Origin of the sequence: Methanobacterium alcaliphilum (assembly GCF_023227715.1) — an archaeon.
GTDB lineage: Archaea > Methanobacteriota > Methanobacteria > Methanobacteriales > Methanobacteriaceae > Methanobacterium_E > Methanobacterium_E alcaliphilum.
Genome location: NZ_JALKIF010000008.1, coordinates 62605 through 81767, shown reverse-complemented (window position 1 = coordinate 81767; position 19163 = coordinate 62605). Strand labels below are relative to the sequence as shown.

The window sequence follows — 19163 nt, the reverse complement described above, 5'->3', positions numbered from 1 at the left end:
GTAACATCTCCTTTTACGTTAAAGAGTTTTTAATATAATTTACAACATCTTCGATTGATATTAACTCTTGATCTCTACTTTTCATGTCCTTTACCGTTAATTTACCTTCTAAAAGATCTTTTTCACCAATTAAAATTACTTTTTTAACTCCTAAATTATCAGCATAAGTTAAAATCTTTTTCAGCTTTTTACGGGCCAGGTCTACTTCAGTGCTAATACCGGCGTTTCTCAAATTCTGGGCAATTTCAAATGATTTACCTCGGGTTGAATTGGATATAGGTGCCACAAAAACTTCACTTGATGTGGAAATACCTAAATCTGTATTTTCATGTAACAATGCATTCATCAACCGATCAAATCCAAAAGCAAACCCAGTTGATTCTATTTTTTCTCCACCAAAAGTTTCCACCAGATTGTAGGTTCCCCCACCGCAGATTTGCTTTTGAGCACCCAGCTTAGGAACATAAATCTCAAAAACCATACCGGAGTAATAGTCCAGCCCCCGGGCAATACCAAGATTTACTATATAATTATCCATCCCAAAATCATCAAGTGTTTCTAAAAGATCACTGAATTCATGCAGGGCTTTTAAAGCTAATTCATGCCCCTGAATTTCTTCTTTAACAGCATCTAAAATGTTGCTGTTACCTTTCATTTCAATGACCATTAGCAGAATATTTTTGGTCGCATTATCTATTTGAGTATTATTAAGATAGATTTCCAGTTCTTCAACATTTCCCTTATCAATTAATCCCATAATGTGGTCCTGGGTACTTTCATCAACTTCTGCTTCTTTTAAAAGACCACGGAGAAGTCCAAGGTGGCCAATATGTATCTCAAATCCTTCAAGTCCCAGTTCATTCAGGGCGTGATGAGCCATAGTAATCACTTCAGCGTCGGCTTCTGGAAATTTCCCACCAATCATTTCGCATCCAAACTGCCAAAACTGCCGGAATCTGCCTTTTTGAGGTCTTTCATATCTAAAACAACTCCCATAATAATACATTTTAATGGGCTTTGCGTTTTTCTGCATCTCATTCATATAAAGGCGGGCCACTGGAGCTGTAAGTTCAGGTCGTAGGGCTAAATCTCTTTCTCCTTTATCTTTAAAATTGTAAAGCTGGTCTACAATTTCTTCTCCAGATTTAGTGGTGAAAAGAGATAAATTTTCAAATATAGGAGTTTTAATTTCCTGATAAGCATAAATTTCAAATATTCTTTTTAGAGTTGATTCGACTTGTTTTCGTTGTTTCATTTCTTCAAAAAGAAAATCTCTGGTTCCTCGAGGTCGTGTTAATTCCATTAAATGTTCCTCCAGATGATGATGATTATTAATATAAAATCATTTTTTGTAATTGGATTCAATTAATTAAGATTTATATTTTGAATCTATTAATAATAGTGAATTTTGAGAATGGAATAATTGGTTCTATTAAACATATATAATATAATATGAGGTTCTTTAGAATAATTTTTGCCTTTGCACTTTACAATTGAAAAATAATAGGATAAATCGTGTTTGTATCAAAAATTGATCTAATCATAATATTTTAAGTATTCTTTTAGCATTTTAGGAAATGAATTTGCATTTAAAAATCTTAAACCCAATCTCTCTGCCCAGACTTTTATACCTTCATCTGCAGCGACCACTCCTGCTCCTAGTTCTTTGGCCAAAAGCAGCACATCTAAATCAGGGGCACTGTCCAGAGTACCTTTTCGAAGAGCAGCCCGGTATTTTTTACGGAAATCTTTGATAGCTTTACCAATAATCTCTATTTCTACTTTGCTTTTCTTTTCCCCGCGAGAAGTCATAACCATTGATTCAACAGAAGCCTCCCATATAGCAGTCTCTGAAATCTTCATACCTTTATTCATCCTCTCTCTCATATCATGGACATATTCATAAAATATTTCAGAAGGTATCTGGGTATCATATCGGTTAGGTGTTTTCTTAACAATCCATGTTTCTGCTTTAACCATAACTGATTCAGGGCACTCATAACGAGACATGTAATCTGAAAACTCTTTATACGTGATCGGGGGCATATGACAACTAATATTCAGCTTGATTCTGGAACGAGCAATCAGGTCCAGCATGGAATCCACTGACTTGTTGAGTTCACCATCACCTAACTTATCCCTTAACTGATTATCTGTAAAAGCAGTTGTATCCAGCACAAACCTCTGTTTAGCAAGCATAGTATCACTTTCCCCTCAAATATTCATTATTGATTAGACACGATTATCTTTTTTAAGATAAATCCAACCCCTTCGAAATAGATTCCATTTTTTAATTCATGGTCAAATATAAAATTTTTAACACTAGATTTTATCTAAAAATAGATTTATATAATTATTGATGTTATCTTCACTTATTTCTTAAAATATGCTAAAAATTTATTTTACAGTTTTAATATATTATGAAATATAGATCAATTTATAAAAATTTTGATCAAAAGAGGATTCTTTAATTAATTAACAAAAAAATAAGTATTTAATTAGAATTTAGAGTTTATAAACGGGTGAAATTTTGATTACAGGGAAAACAAAACTTTTAGGTTTAATTGGCGACCCAGTAGAACATAGCTTATCATCTCCAATGCATAATGCTGCCTTTGATTTTTTGGATATGGACTACGTTTATGTCCCCTTTCATGTTAAAAAAGAATATTTGGGCGAGGCCATAGTAGGGGCTCAAGCTTTAAATATTAAAGGTATGAATGTGACTATCCCTCACAAAAGGGAAATAATGAATCACCTGACCAAAATTGATAAAGCAGCTGAGTTAATTGGGGCAGTAAATACTATTAAATTTGATAGTGATGAAATCATTGGTTACAATACTGATGGTATTGGTGCAGTCAGGGCTTTAGAAGACATCGCTCCTGTAAAAGAAAAAAAAGTTGTCATCTTGGGTGCTGGAGGTGCGGCACGCGCAGTTGCCTTTCAATTAATATTATCCAAAGTCGACAAAATATCCATTCTGAATAGATCATTAGAAAAAGCAGAATCATTAAAGAAAGATATTGATGGTAAAATCACAAGCAATATAATTGCTGGTGGTTTAAATCTACTGGAAAAAGAGATTTCAAATGCAGACATTCTGATTGATACAACCCCCGTAGGTATGTATCCACATCATAATGATTCCCCAATTGTTTCTTTTGATATGATGCATAGTGATTTACTGGTTAATGATTTAGTCTATAATCCACTGGACACGGTTTTATTAAAAGAGGCAAAAAAAGCAGAAGCAAAAACAGTATCTGGTATAAAGATGTTGATATACCAGGGTGTTGAATCATTTAAAATATGGACTGGACAGGAACCACCAGTGGAAATCATGGAAAAAGCCGTACTCACATTATTATAATCAAAATCTTGAGTTAAAGTCGAACTCATAAATACATTTTCAATCGAATAACATCTTTGCACTGGATGTTGTTCTCAAGTATTTCTTCTTTATAAAATTCTTTATAATATTTGGTAAAATAATTAGGTTCAATGGCCACGATGCGAAAACCACATTTTTGATATAAGGCTATCTGATTTATACCACAATTCCCGGTTCCTATTTCAATAACCTTTTTTTTCCATTTATGAGCCAGAGAGATAACATATTTTATTAGCTGTGTACCAATTCCCTGTTTTTGAAATTCTTCCTTAACTGATATATTTAGAATTTCTAAAGTGAGAGGTCGTGTTGGGGTTGCGACAATTATTCCCACTACCTCTTTATTTAACTTTGCCACATATTTACGGCTACGATGTATATAATCTTCTAACATCTCTTTAGAGGAATCACCTAATAATAATAACTCGTAAATATTTTCATCGATTTCATTAATCTCTTCAATCTCTATTTTCAGGGTCATGGATAATACTTTTAATTAAAACAATATAAAACTTATTAATTTAATTTATAATTAATTATAAAAAGATTATTTGCAATTTCAATGTAATAATCATCTATTTTTACTTTTAATAGATTCAATAGCTTTTTTAAGGGCAATTTCAAATTCATGAGATTCTCCTTTTGAATTATTTAAGGCATTTTCGAGATAAGGAATAGTATCTTCATTTCCAATAGTTGCCAGAGCATTGGTGGCATTGACCCGGACAAAATAACTATCATCCTGCAGGGAATTTACCAGTGACTTTAAAGCTATATCATCCCCAATTTTACCCAGCGAGGTTACAGTACATGCTCTAAGGAGAAAATCATCTTCATTTAAAATTTTACTCAGGTGTTCAGATGCTTTACTATCTCCTAAATTACCTAACGCATCCACCACTTCACACTTAACATTCAAAGAACCATCTTTCAATGATTCTATTATGGGATCAATGGCTCTTTTATCACCAATAGCCCCTAATGCCAGAGCAGCATTTTCTCGAACATGCCAATATTCATCATTTAACAATTTGATTAATGAAGGAACTGCTTCAGGGTTTCGAATTCTCCCCAGGGATAAGATAGCTGCTTTGCGAATAGGCCAATAATCATCATTCAAACTATTGATTAAATTACCCACGCAACTGTCCACACGAAGATCTCCCAAAATATAAGCTGCCTTTTCACGTATTTTTTTATCTGCGCTATTGTCTAATGCATTAATAAGACCTGTAATATTCTGCTTTTCCTTCATTTCTTCTAAATCATTCATGGAAATCATTATTAATCGCCTTTTAATTAATTTGAAAAATTCTACTTTATTAACACCATTAATATAATAATGGTTCATTTTGTAAATAAATTTTTAATAATAAAGTTAATTTAATAAGGTGCAATGACAAAATAAAAATACTGTTAAAATCATTTTAAAAATAAGTTTTTTTAATAAATAAGCAGGATTTACTTTTAATTAAGAATACTCAACCTTAAATATTAATTTGGAAGTTAAAATTTTAAAAGATTAAAAATCCTCTAGGGATTAATATAATAGTTACTAACAACGGTGATTACATGAGCGGACCATGGGTAGAAAAATACAGGCCAAGTTCTCTGGATGAAGTAGTAGGCCAGGAACATATTATTCAAAGACTAAAAAAATATGTTGAAGAAGAAAGTATGCCTAACCTTATGTTTACAGGGCCTGCGGGTGTGGGAAAGACTACCACCTCTTTAGCTTTGGCTAAATCTGTTTTAGGGGAGTACTGGAGACAAAATTTCCTAGAACTAAATGCTTCAGATGCCCGGGGTATTGATACGGTAAGAACCAATATCAAGAGTTTCTGTAGATTAAAGCCAGTTGGCGCGCCTTTCAGGATAATTTTCTTGGATGAAGTTGACAACATGACCAAAGACGCCCAACATGCCCTTCGAAGGGAAATGGAAATGTACACCAAAACATCTTCTTTTATTCTATCATGTAATTATTCTTCGAAGATAATCGATCCTATTCAGTCACGTTGCGCGATATTTAGATTTGCACCAGTTAAAGGTCATCAAATTATAAAAAGATTGGAATATATAGCCAACGAAGAAAACTTAGCCTATGAATCTCAAGCCATTGAAACTATGGTTTACTTTGCAGAAGGAGATGTACGTAAAGCCATTAACATACTGCAGTCTTCATCATCTGTTGGGGAAAAAATAACAGAAGAAAGCGTATATGATGTGGTTTCCAAAGCCAGACCCAAAGATGTACGTAAAATGATATCTCTTTCATTAAATGGAGATTTCATGGGTGCGCGTGATACTTTAAGGGAAATAATGGTTTTGCAGGGTACCAGTGGAGAGGATATGGTTAACCAAATATATCAAGATGTTTCCCGTATGGCTATGGATGATGTGCTGGATGAAAAAGTTTATATAGAACTTATAGGTGCAATTGGAGAATCTGATTTCAGAATAAGGGAAGGAGCAAATCCTAGAATACAATTAGAAGCACTTCTAACTAAATTCTTATCAAGGGGTCGAAAATAGATAAGAAATGGTAACTCTTAAGAGGAAAGATTCGATGTTGTGGACGGAAAAATACAGGCCTAAAAGTTTTGATCAAATCATTGGCAATGCCAAGGTCATAAAAGAAATCAAAACCTGGGTAAAAAACTGGCAGTTGGGAAAACCTCAACAGTGTCTTTTATTAGTTGGTCCGCCAGGTACTGGAAAAACTACTTTGGCCCATGTGATAGCACAGGAATTTGCAGATTATGTAGAATTAAATGCCAGTGATAAACGTTCTTATGATATAATTATGAATACTGTGGGAGAAGCTTCAGCCACCAGATCCTTATTCAACCAGGGACTTAAGCTAATTATCCTTGACGAAGTTGATGGTATTCATGGCAATGATGACCGAGGTGGAACCAGGGCTATTGGAAAAATTATAAAGGAAGGAAAACATCCCATAATACTAGCAGCCAATGATCCATACAGCAAACGCCTTAAAACCATCAAAACAAAATGTAATGTTATTAAACTCCGTAAAGTACATACTAACTCCATAACAGCTCTTTTGAAAAGAATATGTGTAAAAGAAGGAGTTAAATTTGATGATACTGTACTTAAAGAACTGGCCAAGCGATCTAATGGTGATTTGCGTTCTGCTATAAATGACCTGGAAGTAATGGCTCAGGGTAAGGAAAATATTGATTCAAATGATCTTGTAGTGGTAGGTCAAAAAGATCAAATATCTAATATTTTTGATTCCGTTCGAAGGGTATTAAAAAGTAAAGATCTTAAAAAAATAAAACAGGCTATGCACTTAGATGAAGACCCTACACTTGTAATGGAAATAATTGCTGAGAATATCCCTAGGGAATATGAAAAACCTCATGAGATTGAACAGGCTTATGAAATGATTTCACAGGCCGATTTATATTTTGGAAGAGCAGTTTCCAGTAGAAACTATACTTACTGGAGATATGCCTCGGAATTTATGGGTTTAGGGGTGGCGCTTTCTAAGGATGAAACTTATCGTAAATTCGCCAGATACACTGGTTCATCATCATTTGCTTTACTTGGCCGTACAAGATCTAAAAGAGATTTGAGGGATAGAGTTACTTCTAAAATGTCAGAAAAACTCCATATATCTCGTCAAGTTGCCATAAGCCAGTTTCCATTCATGAATATAATGTTTGAAAATGATGAAATGGCCTATGAAATAGCCAGTTATCTGGGATTAGAAGACGACGAAATAAAATTATTTAGAACACGGAAAATCCCTAAAAAGATTATTAAAAAAATGACTGAAAAGAAAATACCTGATGCCGTGGCTTCTGAAGGCGGAGAATCGTCGTTGTTTTCATCTAATTCTCCTAAAAAAAGTGCAAAGTCTAAAACAGAAGTTTCTTCTAAAAAATCAAAAGCTAAAAAAGAAACTTCTAAAAGTAAAGAGGATACTTCTAAATCCCAACCTAATGAAGAGGAAAAAGAAAAGCAGACTTCCCTTTTCCAGTTCTAATTTTTCTATCAATAGAATTTCATTTCTCTGAAAGTGATTTTAAATTCAGTTCCATTCGTTGAATTGATTTTTAATTCACCATTTATTTGTTCAGTAAGGCTTCTTACTAACTGTAATCCTAATGACTGAGTATTTTCAATATCCAACTCTATGGGAATACCCACACCATCATCTAAAACTTTTAAAATATAATAATCATCTCTTTTATAAAAATCAATTTCTATGCTACCTGATCTACCCTCTGGAAAAGCATGTTTCATACTGTTGGTAATTAATTCATTAACAATAAGCCCTAGTGGTATGGATGTGTTTATATCCAGCATAACTGATTCTACATTCAATACAAGTTTTATTTTACTAGGATCTGGTACAATTGAATGATAAAGTTCAAGAGAAAATGCGCGAATGTATTCCCCAAAATCAATATTCTTAAGATCAGTTGATTTATATAATTTTTCGTGGATAAGGGCCATGGACTTTGCACGGTTTTGACTTTCTTTAAATCCTGCAAGTGCTTCTTTATCTTTTATATGGTATGATTGCAGGTTTAAAAGGCTGGATATTACCATTAAATTATTTTTCACCCGATGGTATATCTCTTTAAGAAGCATATCTTTTTCTTCTAGAGCTTTTTCTAATTGTAGGTTCTTTTTTACAAGTTCCCTTTGAGTATTAGTCAGTTCATTATTTAAGCGGGTTAATTCATCATATTCTGTTTCTTTAACCTTTGCCTGTGTTTCATAGAGGCATGTTTTTTTCAGTAATTTCCTTAAAATATTGGACTGTTCACTATTAATTTTATATATTTCTTCCCAGAATTTCTCTATATCCCCCCTTGACTTTACGGCAAAAATAAGTAAATCATCCTGGAATAAAAAACCTGAAAAAAGAAGTGTTATAATTTTATTATCAATATTTATATTCAATTCCCAATCAAACACTACTTTTTCACTTTGAAGTGTTTTAATAAAATCACATGCTTTTTCACGACTTTCTGCATCGACTAAATCAATAAGAGAGTCTCCTTTATTAAAATATTCTCGCAGGTGAATATCTTCATATATTAATTCATTAATCTCCCCTTCTGGATTACAGGATAATGCCATGGCTTCTATATTATTTTTATCTTTATTCATTTAATTCCTCTTTTAAATGAGTTTCCTGCCATTCAATCATCCAATCAATAAACGGTACTATTTCAATTGCACATTCTTCTGGAAGTGTTTTCATTATCTGTGTTCGATAGATTTTTAGACGAACCAATACATGTTTCATGGTCACATCATCATGTGGGAGCCGATCTTTTGCCCATTTAAGTTCATCTTCTAGTAAAGATATTTCACCTGTGATTAAGGCAGATTCTAACATTTTAGTCGTAAATTGCATCCCTAAAATCAGCAGTTTTTGGGCCTGATTTCCATGTTGAATTACTTCTTCTTTCCGCTTCATTGAAATTTGTACGGTTTTTTCTATGATTTCAGGGGCATGTTTTTTAAAACAATTCATGGTTTCTAAAGAAACAGGTGAAAACTGGTTATTGTCTGGCATAAAATAACCCATTAACTTTTTATTAATTGGTTAGCTTTTTTCACGGCTTCTAATGCATTAGGAGCATATGTATCAGCTCCAACTTTTCTCCATAATTCTGGAGCTGTAGAGAAGCTACGTCCACCTACCATAATTATTAAATCATCTCTTTCAGGAATTACTTTGATTTTAGATATTAAATCAATTACTGAGGGGATATTGTAATGAATGGAACAAGATATGGCTATTAAATCTGGTTTAAGTTGAGAAATAGATTCTAAAATGCTTGATGATGGAGTGTTTGCACCAAGGTAATAAGAATCCCAACCATTTAATTCAAAGATGTCTGCAACCATTCGCACTCCTATTTCATGCATTTCTTCTGCTGCACAGCTTGCAATAATCATGTGTCCATTTTTAGGAGTATTAAAAATTAGGGGGTATAATTCGGACATGATCTGCTGGGTAACAGCTGTACAATAATGTTCTTGAGCCACGTTGATTCTATTTTTCTGCCATAATCTTCCAATTTCATGTTGTGAGGCTTCAAAAACATGTAGGTATATATCTGTTAGAGAGATGCCTTTATTTACAGCATCATGTATCATTTTACTTGCCCTGTGCCGGTCAACATTCAAAAGAGCATTAAGATAATTTTTAGCAAGTTTGGTTAAATATCCAGATTCCTCTTGAAATTTATCCATCTAAACCCTTCTTTTAGAAATTTATGAAAATAAAATTACTTATAATTATTATTAAATACTTATAGGATTTAAAAAATAAATAGTTTATTATGAAATTATATTTTTTTTATTAAGAAAAGTGCTGGCTTTAAAAATATTTTCCCTGACTTGAGGAACAACATCCTCTAAAAATATTAAAAATTCATGAGATATCTCGTTTTCCATTTCAACTTCGTGTGTGTCTTTTAGTTTTAACCAGGAATATATCCATTCCAGAGGCACGTTGATTAAGGGATAGATTAATTGTTTGCTGCCTTTTTTATCTTGAAAACTTAGTAAATCGATTTTTTCCCCATGAAATATCTTGTATAAAATAGATGCAACTTCGTGATCTAAGGTTAAGGGAACTACTAGTGCATCAAAATCATATTCTTCAATATCTTTTAAATTGAATTCTCTTTCAATTATTTCGATTCCATATTTTCGTGAGTATGGTTCTAGAATCACAGAGACTGCCTTATTGCAGGGGTCATTATTGGAATTTATTAAAACTTTTGTTCTTGGTTTAAGGGCTTCTCCTAAAACCCGGGAAGATCTGAGGCATATTTTTTGTAAAATAGTGGATCTAACAACTTTTATGGCTGGATATTTTTTTTTAAATAACTCCTCTTTTTTTCGGGAAAACTTAGAAAACCGCAGGTTATTGATATAAATATCGGGCGGAATTACACTTATAAATCTACTGTCAACCCCAATCTGCTTTAAAAAGCGCAGTATTTCTTTTTTATTATAATTTGAGTTCTCAGCGGACATTAATTTCCTCTTACTATCTGTCTTGATTATAATTTACTATTTTGAATAATATTTATAAAAATTCAGGGGGATTGATATTATGGTTATAGTTTATATTAATTATTTATTTTCTTATGGATTTTCACTGTTTTGGATAATAAAATATTTTTAGATTTTACAGTTTTTTAGGGTGTATAATTATTTACAACTCTATTGGTTGTATATTAGAATACTTTTTAATTCCTATAATTAATTTAGGAGAAAAATTTTTTTAATTTAAAATAAAAATATTATTTAAAGTTATTTTCAGGGATCAAATCTACGTTATCAAAGGGATGTTATGGGGGAAGTTTATGCTTAACATTTTTGGCCGAAAAAAAGATGAGGATGAAAATTTTCTAGAAATTGTTCTGGATGAAGCCGTCGATTGCCTTTGTGATTTCACCTATAATTTTTACTGGCAACATCAAGGAGAAAAAATGGATCCTGATGAAAAAATACCTGGTAATGATTACAGCTACCGGGAAATAGTGGAAAAACTAAAAAATGGACAGAATATCAAAATTATTGGTGATGTAGGTCATAGATTGTGTTCAAGCATGGGAGTAGACCTTCAATACTTCGGTGGAAGTGGAGGGGAAGTTGAAGTGGGAAATATAATTGTGGATGGTGATGTGGATACGCGCATGGGAATAAGCATGGTCAAAGGGATTATTTATGTCAAAGGAGAACTAAAAGAACCATTTGGTAATCTAATAGAATTAAAATCAGATAAAAAAGGATATCAAAAATATAAATCCATCACTGATATCATGATGCATGGATTAAATGGCGAAAAATTAATTGACTCTGAGCTAATAGGAAACAAATTGATAATTGAACCGGGTCATATTAGAGATACTGTGGGCGCCCGACTAAATAGGGATGCTGAAATAATTCATAATGGGAATGTTGATCTTTCAACAGGAATATTGATGCGCCAGGGGATAGTAAGGGTGAATGGGGATGCTGGTAAAAATACAGGAGCTCTTTTAAATGGGGGGACAGTTATCATTAATGGAGATTGTGACGATTTTTCTGCTATTGATATGATTAATGGTGCACTGGTTGTTAATGGAGATGCTGGAAAATTTATGGGTGCTCAGCGAAAAAACGGGGTTATATTCGCCAAAAAAGGAAGCCCCATACCACCAACAACCAAAAAAAAAATGGACGACGTGGATAATGATAATTTACTGCGTTGGGGATTAAACCCATCCCATTTCAAGAAATTCGGTTGATTTAATATATTTTTTCTCACCATAATTTTTTTTTAAACAATATTAATTTTTAAGTTAATATTTTTTTCATAATTTATATGTTATAATAACCAAAAGTTAATATATTAGATGCACTGTATATTATATGAAATTTAATAATAAATTAAGTTAGAGACTATGGAGGAAAAATCCAAAATGAAAAAAGTAAGTACATGGAAGCTAAAACTCAGAATGACTTTAGCTATGATGCTTTTCGGAATCCTTCTTGCAGTTTTAGTAACTGTTGTAGGGGTTGCAGTGGGAATAACTACACCTGCATTTTATGCTGGATTCTTTTTATTAATCCTATTATGTCAATATCTGGCAGGACCAAAACTAGTTGAAATGTCCATGAAGGTTCATTATGTTTCACCTGAAGAAGCACCAAATCTCCACAGGATGATTGATGAACTTTCCATGAATGCGGGAATACCAAAACCAAAAGTTGGAATATCAGAATTCCCAATTCCAAATGCGTTTGCCTTTGGAAGAAGACAAAAAGACGGCCGTGTCTGTGTAACCAGGGGGCTTATCAATAAATTAAATGAAGGCGAATTAAAAGCAGTTTTAGGTCATGAAATTTCTCACATTAAACACCGTGACATGATTGTAATGACCTTAATTAGTGCTGTTCCTGTAATTTGTTACTGGTTGGCATGGAGTACTATATTCAGCAGTGGCGATAACGATAGCTACTCAGCGATAGTAGGTATTGCTGCATTTGTAGCTTACATCATCGGACAGTTAATAGTACTATTTGTCTCCCGTGTCAGGGAATACTATGCTGACAGTGGTAGTGTAGCCATTGGGGGAGAACCCCATCACTTGGCCAGTGCACTTTACAAATTGACTTATGAGTCTGCATCTGCTGATAAAGAACAGCTAAAAGAAGTTCAAGGTTTCAAAGCATTTTTCGTCAATGACATTTCAGATGCCCGAAATGAAATTCAGGATTTAAGTCAACTTGATCTGGATATGGATGGAACATTATCTCCAGCAGAGCTTGAGAGACTCAAATACGACAGAATCAATTTAAAAACATCCAGTAAAGTATTTGAACTATTATCAACTCACCCTAATATGGTCAAAAGAGTTAAAAGATTGGCTGAAATGAGCTAATCTAAATTTTTTTTATTTTTACAAGTTGATAAGCTCATGAGCTAAAATATTAATTGATATATTTTTCTAGAAATTAGATGCTGCGTTTTCCTATTATTATTAACCAATTAAACCTAATTGAAGTAGTTTTATCTAAATAATGAGAAAATCACATAGATAATTTCTATTTTTTAAAATAAAAAGAATGAGGATATTTAATAATCCTCCACAACACCCACAATGTAACTTTTAGGGACCCAAGTATTGAGGGGGGTCTCAGTAATTATATAATTACCTTCATAAGTGGTCTTAACTTCTTTATTATCACTAATGAGGTATACTTTGTCGCCCTGAATTTTACCCACTCTTTTTACAATTAAATCATATTCAGGGTGTTTGGAAATAACGATATCCCCTACTTTGAAATTATCTGTTTTAAGTACCATGAGTTCCTGCCCATCTTTTAAAGTGGGATACATTGAATTTCCACTTACAACAGCAGGCATAGGGAGCTGATTTTCTCCAAACTGGGATTTTATATTAACTTTCACGTTATTATAGTTATATTCTTGGGTTATGTCGGTTACCTTATTTTTTATACTTTCAACAGTACTGTCGGGGTCTTTTATAACTTCACTACAGTACTGTACTATTTTTTCTTCCATTGCAGTGGGGGCATGTCCAAAAAGTCCAGTAGAAGTGGAAACAGTTACCTCTGAACCATTAGTTTTAATGTCTACTGTTACAGCATTAGATAATTGCCCAATAGCTACAACAGACCCTGCTACTATTAGAACCAAAATTAAACCAAGGATTATCAAGGAATTCTTACTCAATATATCATCTCCAGGTTACTGATTGACCTGTAATTTAATAATAAAAAAATTTTACTGATTTTTTTAATTATATATAAAATGCATATAATCTTATAATATTATATATTCGTTATTCAATCTTAGTTAAATACTCTTATTTTCTAATAGTTTATCCAGTATAAACCTAGTGCTTTCTAAGTCAAGTTGCCCTGGGGCAGTTTTTGATCCTGCAGATGCAAATGTGAATGGTGAACCAAAAAGTGGCGCCACTAATCTGGTGTATTTTCCTATTTCTCCCATAGAAATACCCACAGTATTATCTTCTTGAGATAAAATATTTAAAACGGATAAAGTATCCTCTATTTTAAGAGGCATAACTGCAAATTTAGCAATATCTCCAATTTCTTTCTCATGTTTAACAATATTCAAAAGTTCACTTTGTGGTGGAGTTTTTTCAAAATCATGGAACGAAACTATAGTTTTGGTATTTAATTCTAATATTCGCGAAAGGTTTTCTTCATCTGTTTGAAGTTCGATATCGACATATTCTGCCTTTGAGCTGGCAGATATAAGGATATTTATTCTCTCTTCCTCGGTTCCTTTGAAAAAACCTCCCTCTTTCAGGGTTCTATTGGTCACAATAAGTGGAAAGTTTATTTCACCCACAAGTTTTTTAATATTTTCAGGAGTAGGATTTTGAATAGCATCGATTCTAAGCTCTAGAATATCTGCACCCTTTTTTATGCACGATTTTGAAACTTTCAAAGCATTTTCTATGCTTTTTTCGAAAATTGGAACACATATTTTAGGATTGTCACTCACTTTCTGCACTAACCTTCAATTGTTAATTAATAATTACTTGATTAAATTTTCCTATATCTAAGGGTATAATTTGATTTTAGAGGATTATATTTTTCTCCATATCTGTTATATTATTATTTGAATTTTAGGGGATTATAATTTCCCTATTTAAAAATTTTTTATCTAGCTACTTGAATAAATGGATGGTAATCTTTTTGGGCCAATTTGTAAAAATTTGGGTATGATTTTGGCAAAACTATTAAATACTGCTTATATAATCTAAATGTGGTAAGAACCTATTTTAGGATGTGAAAATTATGAAAGAAATGATCCAAAAAAGACCAGTGATCCTTGGAATTGCTATAATAATAGTGCTTTATTTAGTATCTTTAGTTTCTGGTCAAAGTTTACTATTCCCCTCATTTTTAATGACAGGAATAATTGTGGGGTTCATGGTTGGTGGAAGTTATAAACATGGAGCTATTAATGGAACAATATTTGGTATAAAATCTGCATTAATAGTCACTTTATTAATGATTCTAATACTGTACTTGCAGGGTGCTGCAGCTTATTTAGGTTTGATTGCCTCCACAATTCTACTTTACTTCATTGTTGAAGTTGTTGTATCAGTAGTTGGTGGAGTCATAGGATCTTTAATAAGATCTGAGGTCGAATTAGACCGTGATTATTCAGAGGATGAAGAATAAAAATTCTATTTAATTATTTTTTATTTTATTTTCTAAAACTAACTTTATCATCAAAAATATATTATCCTTAAGACTAAGATAATTCTAATGTTTTAATAATGAATGATTGCAATTTAAATCATTAGTTATAAACTATGAAATCTGTGATTTTACATAGACTCATAAAAATAACAGTTAAATTAATTGGATGGGTGATTTTAGTGAAGATAACTGCCATAGGTGCGGATATATCAAATAACGATACTTCGTGCAGTAAAAATTTAATAAAAAATCTTGAAGGACAAATACATGCTTTAATAGATATGGGAGCCGAAAAAGCAGCTTTAACTAACATCACTGGAGACGACGTGGTTATAAGTGCTTTTGTTGAAGACGATTTACTGGAGGAAATTAACCGAGGTATCGTGGATATCCTGATAGATAAATCAGAAGATTTAGGTGATGTCAAGGGAATATCACCCACACCAGAAGGGGCAGGTGAAGGTATATCATATGCCGAAGCAAAAATCCGCCAGGATAGATTTCCGGATGCAGTTATACTTGCTTTTGATACATATGGTGGTGAAGGATTCGTTGGAAATGTAGCAAACTCTGCAATAAGGGCAGCCTCTGGAATGGCAGGGGTAACCGATGTCAGTGCAGAAATAAAGCCTAGGATTAATAAAATTCCTGGAGTGGGTTATGTCTCTGATAAAACTGATGATCCCGTAGTGGTTGCATCTATAGAAGATCTTGAAAGTGTAGGGAGTGCTGCAAGTGCAATGCTAGGGGCAGCATTAGGAAATAAAAATGTTTACCTTGTAAAAAGAGGGGCGCCTTCTTATGTAATTCCCGGAAGTGTTATAGTCTCTGCTACAGCTTTTATGAATGGTAATATAATTGATCTGGCAGTTCCTTTTGAAGAGAGAACCCGGATTCTAAGAATTTAGCAAATCTTTTTTTTTTATATTGTGGGCTAAATATTAATTTTATTTAGCATTAACCATCTAAAAAATTAATTAATATGATAGACAATAATTATACTAGTTAATAGAATAATAATGTAAGATATTGTTATTTAATATATTACACTCAAAAACTATTCAAAAAACCATTATTAATATGTTAATTTAAGAAATGAAAAATCAAATACATATTAGATATACTATTGATAATCAAGGGGTTTAAAATGATACTACTGGATAAGGATACTAAATGTTTAGTACAGGGAATAACAGGTAAGCAGGGTTCTTTTCACGCCCAGCAGATGCTGGATTACGGGACTAACATTATTGCAGGCACCTCGCCGGGTAAAAACAGAATGAACTTTGGCCCTATAACTGTTTATGATTCTGTTGAAGAAGTAAAAGAAGAAATGGATGTTAATTCTTCCATAATTTTTGTACCAGCACCATTCGCCAAAGACGCAGCATTTGAAGCTATCAAACACCTTGATCTGGTGGTAATCATTACAGAACATATACCTGTCCATGACTCCATGCAGATAATGGAATATGCCTCTAAAAATAATACCACTATAATTGGCCCTAATACTCCTGGAATCATTTCTCCAGGTGTGGGAAAACTGGGAATCATGCCCACTCATATATTTCGGGAAGGAAATGTGGGTATAGTTTCCCGTAGTGGCACATTAACTTATGAATTCGCTAACCAACTAACAAATGCTGGAATGGGACAGAGTACGTGTATTGGAATCGGTGGAGACCCTGTGGTAGGGCTGGACTTTGCCACAGTATTGGAAAAATTTGAAAATGACCCTCAAACTGATTACATGGTTATGATTGGGGAAATAGGGGGCAATGCGGAAGAGCAAGCGGCAAAATACATCGAAAAAAATATCTCCAAACCAGTATTCGCTTTTATATCTGGAATCACAGCCCCCCCGGGGAAGAAAATGGGGCATGCTGGAGCAATAATTGAAGGTGAAAGTGGTACAGCAAAAAGTAAAATTGAAGCTCTTGAAGCAGCAGGGGTTAAAGTTGCTGAGAGGCCATCCCAGATAGTAAACTTGATAAATGAAATTAAATATTAAAATAAGATATAGATGGATACTAAATACATCATTAAAGATTATTAATGGTTGTTAATCATTTATAAACTCCAATAGTGAGACATATGATAAATGAAAATGAAATAATTAATAAACTCGCATCAGGCGAAATTAAACTTCATGAAATTGAAAAATACGTAGAATCTGTTACTCAGGCAGTGGATATCCGGCGTAAATTTATTGAAACTGTTTCTGAAGGTAATTTGGAACATGTATCGCAATATACCCTTGATATGGGGGAGGCTATGAAGAAAAATATTGAAAACCCCATTGGTACTATTCAAATACCTGTAGGCGTGGCCGGACCTTTAAAAATGAAGGGAGAATATGCTAAAGGCGACTTTTATGTTCCATTAGCCACTTCCGAAGGTGCACTGGTAGCATCAGTCAACAGAGGATGTTCTACTATCAAAGAATCAGGAGGAGCCATAGTTAGAATAATTGGTGATAAAATGACCAGGGCTCCTGTTATTAAAACAGAATCTGTTGTTGAGGCCTTAAAAATAAAAAAATGGATTGAAGAAAACTTTAAAGATCTCAAAGAAGCTGCAGAATCCACTACTCGGCATGGAAAACTATTAAAAATTGATCCAGTAATTGTAGTGGGGCGATATGTGTACCCTCGATTTGTATACAGCACTGGCGACAGTATGGGTATGAATATGGTCACCATAGCCACAGAAACAGCATTAAACTTATTAAATCAAAAAACAGGCGCTCATGCAGTGGCACTAAGTGGAAATGTTTGTGTTGATAAAAAACCCGCTGCTATAAATTTGATTGAGGGAAGGGGAAAAAGTATTGTGGCAGAAATTGTGGTGCCTAAAAATATAGTGGTTAAAAAATTAAAAACCACACCTAAGGCCATAGAGGAAGTTAATATATCAAAAAACTTTGTTGGATCAGCCATATCTGGTAGTATGGGATTCAATGCTCAGTATGCTAATATGATTGGGGCACTGTTTTTAGCCACGGGTCAAGACGAAGCCCATATTGTGGAAGGAAGTCTGGGAATAACCACAGCTGAGGATAAAAATGGTGATCTATATTTTTCAGTTACCCTACCTGACGTACCTTTGGCTACATTTGGAGGAGGCACTCGCCTAGAAACTGCCAGAGAATGTTTAGAGATTATGGGAGTTATGGGTGATGGGAAAGTTCTAAAATTTGCAGAAATCGTGGCAGGGATAGTCCTTGCAGGTGAATTATCATTGCTGGGGGCACTTGCTGCAGGACATCTGGCAAGGGCACATAAAGATCTGGGTAGAGGATGAATAAACACTTTATTTATTTTGAAACGTTGAACAAAAGTATCTTTATTCCAGGAGAAAAACTTCAATGAACATAAGAGAATTTATTCATGAATATTTTAAAATGAGCCGGTATGTTGCTTTGGGAACAATGGATGGCATACTTGCAGTTATGGGGGTTACTCTTACGGCAAGTGGAGTTGCAGGTATGGGTGGTGCCGAAATCTCTAACTATTTGATAGGGCTTACTGGATTAAGTGGAGGAATAGCTTTGGCCATGTCCAATGCATTTGGTTCATTCATTGGCGAACGTGCCGAAGAGACCCGTACCATGAGAGACCTGGAAAAGAAGATGGTATTGGAAGAAGGCCAGCTTGATGATACTATCATACACAAAGAAGCCAAAAGAAGAATTTATATGAGTATGTTCACTCATGGATTTTCCAGCTTTATAGGGGCATTTGTACCAGTTCTTCCGTTTTTATTAATTGCCAGTAGGATGACCGCTACATGGGTAACTGTAATACTCTGTTTCATTGCACTGATTTTATTAGGAATATACCTGGGAAAAGTTTCCCGTGAAAGTTTATTCAAAACTAGTGTAGAAATAGTAGCAATAGGTGTTTTAATTAGTCTGGTGAGTTTCTTAATTGGTGGATCTCACTAAAAACTTTCATTTAATCAGGTAATGATGATTAAGGGAGTAATTTTTTATCAAAGATCTGCAAAGGTA

The 19163-nt window shown here is 33.5% G+C and carries 20 protein-coding genes; 10 read left to right on the top strand and 10 right to left on the bottom strand.

The window, feature by feature from the left end; all coding sequences use genetic code 11:
• Positions 1 to 13 precede the first annotated feature (13 nt).
• On the bottom strand, positions 14 to 1303 hold the full coding sequence (gene hisS / locus MXE27_RS07260) for a histidine--tRNA ligase (protein WP_248611749.1): 1290 nt from the start codon (positions 1301 to 1303) through the stop codon (positions 14 to 16).
• A gap of 233 nt (positions 1304 to 1536) precedes the next feature.
• Complete coding sequence (locus tag MXE27_RS07255) at positions 1537 to 2199, bottom strand: RNA ligase partner protein (protein ID WP_248611748.1); 663 nt, start codon at positions 2197 to 2199, stop codon at positions 1537 to 1539.
• 331 nt (positions 2200 to 2530) lie between these two features.
• Between MXE27_RS07255 and aroE the strand changes: the two genes are divergently transcribed.
• Positions 2531 to 3373 (top strand): shikimate dehydrogenase, encoded by an 843-nt coding sequence (aroE, locus tag MXE27_RS07250; RefSeq protein ID WP_248611747.1) that lies wholly within the window; start codon positions 2531 to 2533, stop codon positions 3371 to 3373.
• A gap of 25 nt (positions 3374 to 3398) precedes the next feature.
• On the opposite strand, the gene MXE27_RS07245 is transcribed toward aroE, so the two are convergent.
• Both MXE27_RS07245 and MXE27_RS07240 read right to left on the bottom strand, forming a co-directional pair.
• Positions 3399 to 3875: a GNAT family N-acetyltransferase gene (locus MXE27_RS07245; RefSeq protein ID WP_248611746.1), complete on the bottom strand. Its 477-nt coding sequence runs from the start codon at positions 3873 to 3875 to the stop codon at positions 3399 to 3401.
• A gap of 90 nt (positions 3876 to 3965) precedes the next feature.
• Positions 3966 to 4676, bottom strand: coding sequence for a HEAT repeat domain-containing protein (locus MXE27_RS07240; RefSeq protein ID WP_248611745.1), 711 nt, complete (start codon positions 4674 to 4676; stop codon positions 3966 to 3968).
• A gap of 290 nt (positions 4677 to 4966) precedes the next feature.
• Between MXE27_RS07240 and MXE27_RS07235 the strand changes: the two genes are divergently transcribed.
• Both MXE27_RS07235 and MXE27_RS07230 read left to right on the top strand, forming a co-directional pair.
• Positions 4967 to 5929 carry a replication factor C small subunit gene (locus MXE27_RS07235; RefSeq protein ID WP_248611744.1) on the top strand — a complete coding sequence of 321 codons (963 nt, stop codon included), beginning with the start codon at positions 4967 to 4969 and terminating at the stop codon, positions 5927 to 5929.
• A gap of 34 nt (positions 5930 to 5963) precedes the next feature.
• Entirely contained in the window at positions 5964 to 7409 is a 1446-nt protein-coding gene (locus tag MXE27_RS07230; protein ID WP_248611810.1) for a replication factor C large subunit, read from the top strand.
• Between the two features lie 8 nt (positions 7410 to 7417).
• Here the strand turns inward: MXE27_RS07230 and MXE27_RS07225 are convergent, their stop codons facing one another.
• The 4 genes from MXE27_RS07225 to MXE27_RS07210 form a co-directional block, all read right to left on the bottom strand.
• Positions 7418 to 8545: a sensor histidine kinase gene (locus MXE27_RS07225; protein WP_248611743.1), complete on the bottom strand. Its 1128-nt coding sequence runs from the start codon at positions 8543 to 8545 to the stop codon at positions 7418 to 7420.
• Complete coding sequence (locus tag MXE27_RS07220) at positions 8538 to 8957, bottom strand: hypothetical protein (protein WP_248611742.1); 420 nt, start codon at positions 8955 to 8957, stop codon at positions 8538 to 8540. Before MXE27_RS07220 ends, MXE27_RS07225 begins: the two co-directional genes overlap by 8 nt.
• Before the next feature lie 11 nt (positions 8958 to 8968).
• A complete protein-coding gene (locus tag MXE27_RS07215; RefSeq protein ID WP_248611741.1) occupies positions 8969 to 9640 on the bottom strand; it encodes a cobalamin B12-binding domain-containing protein in 672 nt (223 codons plus the stop codon).
• A gap of 87 nt (positions 9641 to 9727) precedes the next feature.
• Positions 9728 to 10432, bottom strand: coding sequence for an ATPase (locus tag MXE27_RS07210; RefSeq protein WP_248611740.1), 705 nt, complete (start codon positions 10430 to 10432; stop codon positions 9728 to 9730).
• Between the two features lie 332 nt (positions 10433 to 10764).
• Here MXE27_RS07210 and MXE27_RS07205 point away from each other — a divergent pair, with 332 nt between their 5' ends.
• Positions 10765 to 11691, top strand: a complete 927-nt coding sequence (locus MXE27_RS07205) for a hypothetical protein (protein WP_248611739.1) — start codon at positions 10765 to 10767, stop codon at positions 11689 to 11691.
• Between the two features lie 174 nt (positions 11692 to 11865).
• Entirely contained in the window at positions 11866 to 12828 is a 963-nt protein-coding gene (locus tag MXE27_RS07200) for a zinc metalloprotease HtpX (RefSeq protein WP_248611738.1), read from the top strand.
• Between the two features lie 194 nt (positions 12829 to 13022).
• Here MXE27_RS07200 and MXE27_RS07195 read toward each other — a convergent pair whose 3' ends face one another.
• Positions 13023 to 13643, bottom strand: coding sequence for a S24/S26 family peptidase (locus tag MXE27_RS07195; RefSeq protein ID WP_248611737.1), 621 nt, complete (start codon positions 13641 to 13643; stop codon positions 13023 to 13025).
• Between the two features lie 123 nt (positions 13644 to 13766).
• Complete coding sequence (gene aroD, locus MXE27_RS07190) at positions 13767 to 14444, bottom strand: type I 3-dehydroquinate dehydratase (protein ID WP_425438279.1); 678 nt, start codon at positions 14442 to 14444, stop codon at positions 13767 to 13769.
• A gap of 296 nt (positions 14445 to 14740) precedes the next feature.
• Here aroD and MXE27_RS07185 point away from each other — a divergent pair, with 296 nt between their 5' ends.
• The 5 genes from MXE27_RS07185 (at position 14741) to MXE27_RS07165 (ending at position 19097) form a co-directional block, all read left to right on the top strand.
• Positions 14741 to 15130, top strand: a complete 390-nt coding sequence (locus tag MXE27_RS07185; RefSeq protein ID WP_248611735.1) for a DUF5518 domain-containing protein — start codon at positions 14741 to 14743, stop codon at positions 15128 to 15130.
• Between the two features lie 200 nt (positions 15131 to 15330).
• Positions 15331 to 16059 (top strand): hypothetical protein, encoded by a 729-nt coding sequence (locus MXE27_RS07180; RefSeq protein WP_248611734.1) that lies wholly within the window; start codon positions 15331 to 15333, stop codon positions 16057 to 16059.
• Positions 16060 to 16298: 239 nt separating this feature from the next.
• On the top strand, positions 16299 to 17162 hold the full coding sequence (gene sucD / locus MXE27_RS07175) for a succinate--CoA ligase subunit alpha (protein ID WP_248611733.1): 864 nt from the start codon (positions 16299 to 16301) through the stop codon (positions 17160 to 17162).
• 86 nt (positions 17163 to 17248) lie between these two features.
• The gene (gene hmgA, locus MXE27_RS07170; RefSeq protein ID WP_248611809.1) at positions 17249 to 18454 is read left to right on the top strand and encodes a hydroxymethylglutaryl-CoA reductase (NADPH); all 1206 of its coding nucleotides are present in this window, start codon (positions 17249 to 17251) and stop codon (positions 18452 to 18454) included.
• 64 nt (positions 18455 to 18518) lie between these two features.
• On the top strand, positions 18519 to 19097 hold the full coding sequence (locus MXE27_RS07165; RefSeq protein WP_248611732.1) for a TIGR00267 family protein: 579 nt from the start codon (positions 18519 to 18521) through the stop codon (positions 19095 to 19097).
• Positions 19098 to 19163 lie beyond the last annotated feature (66 nt).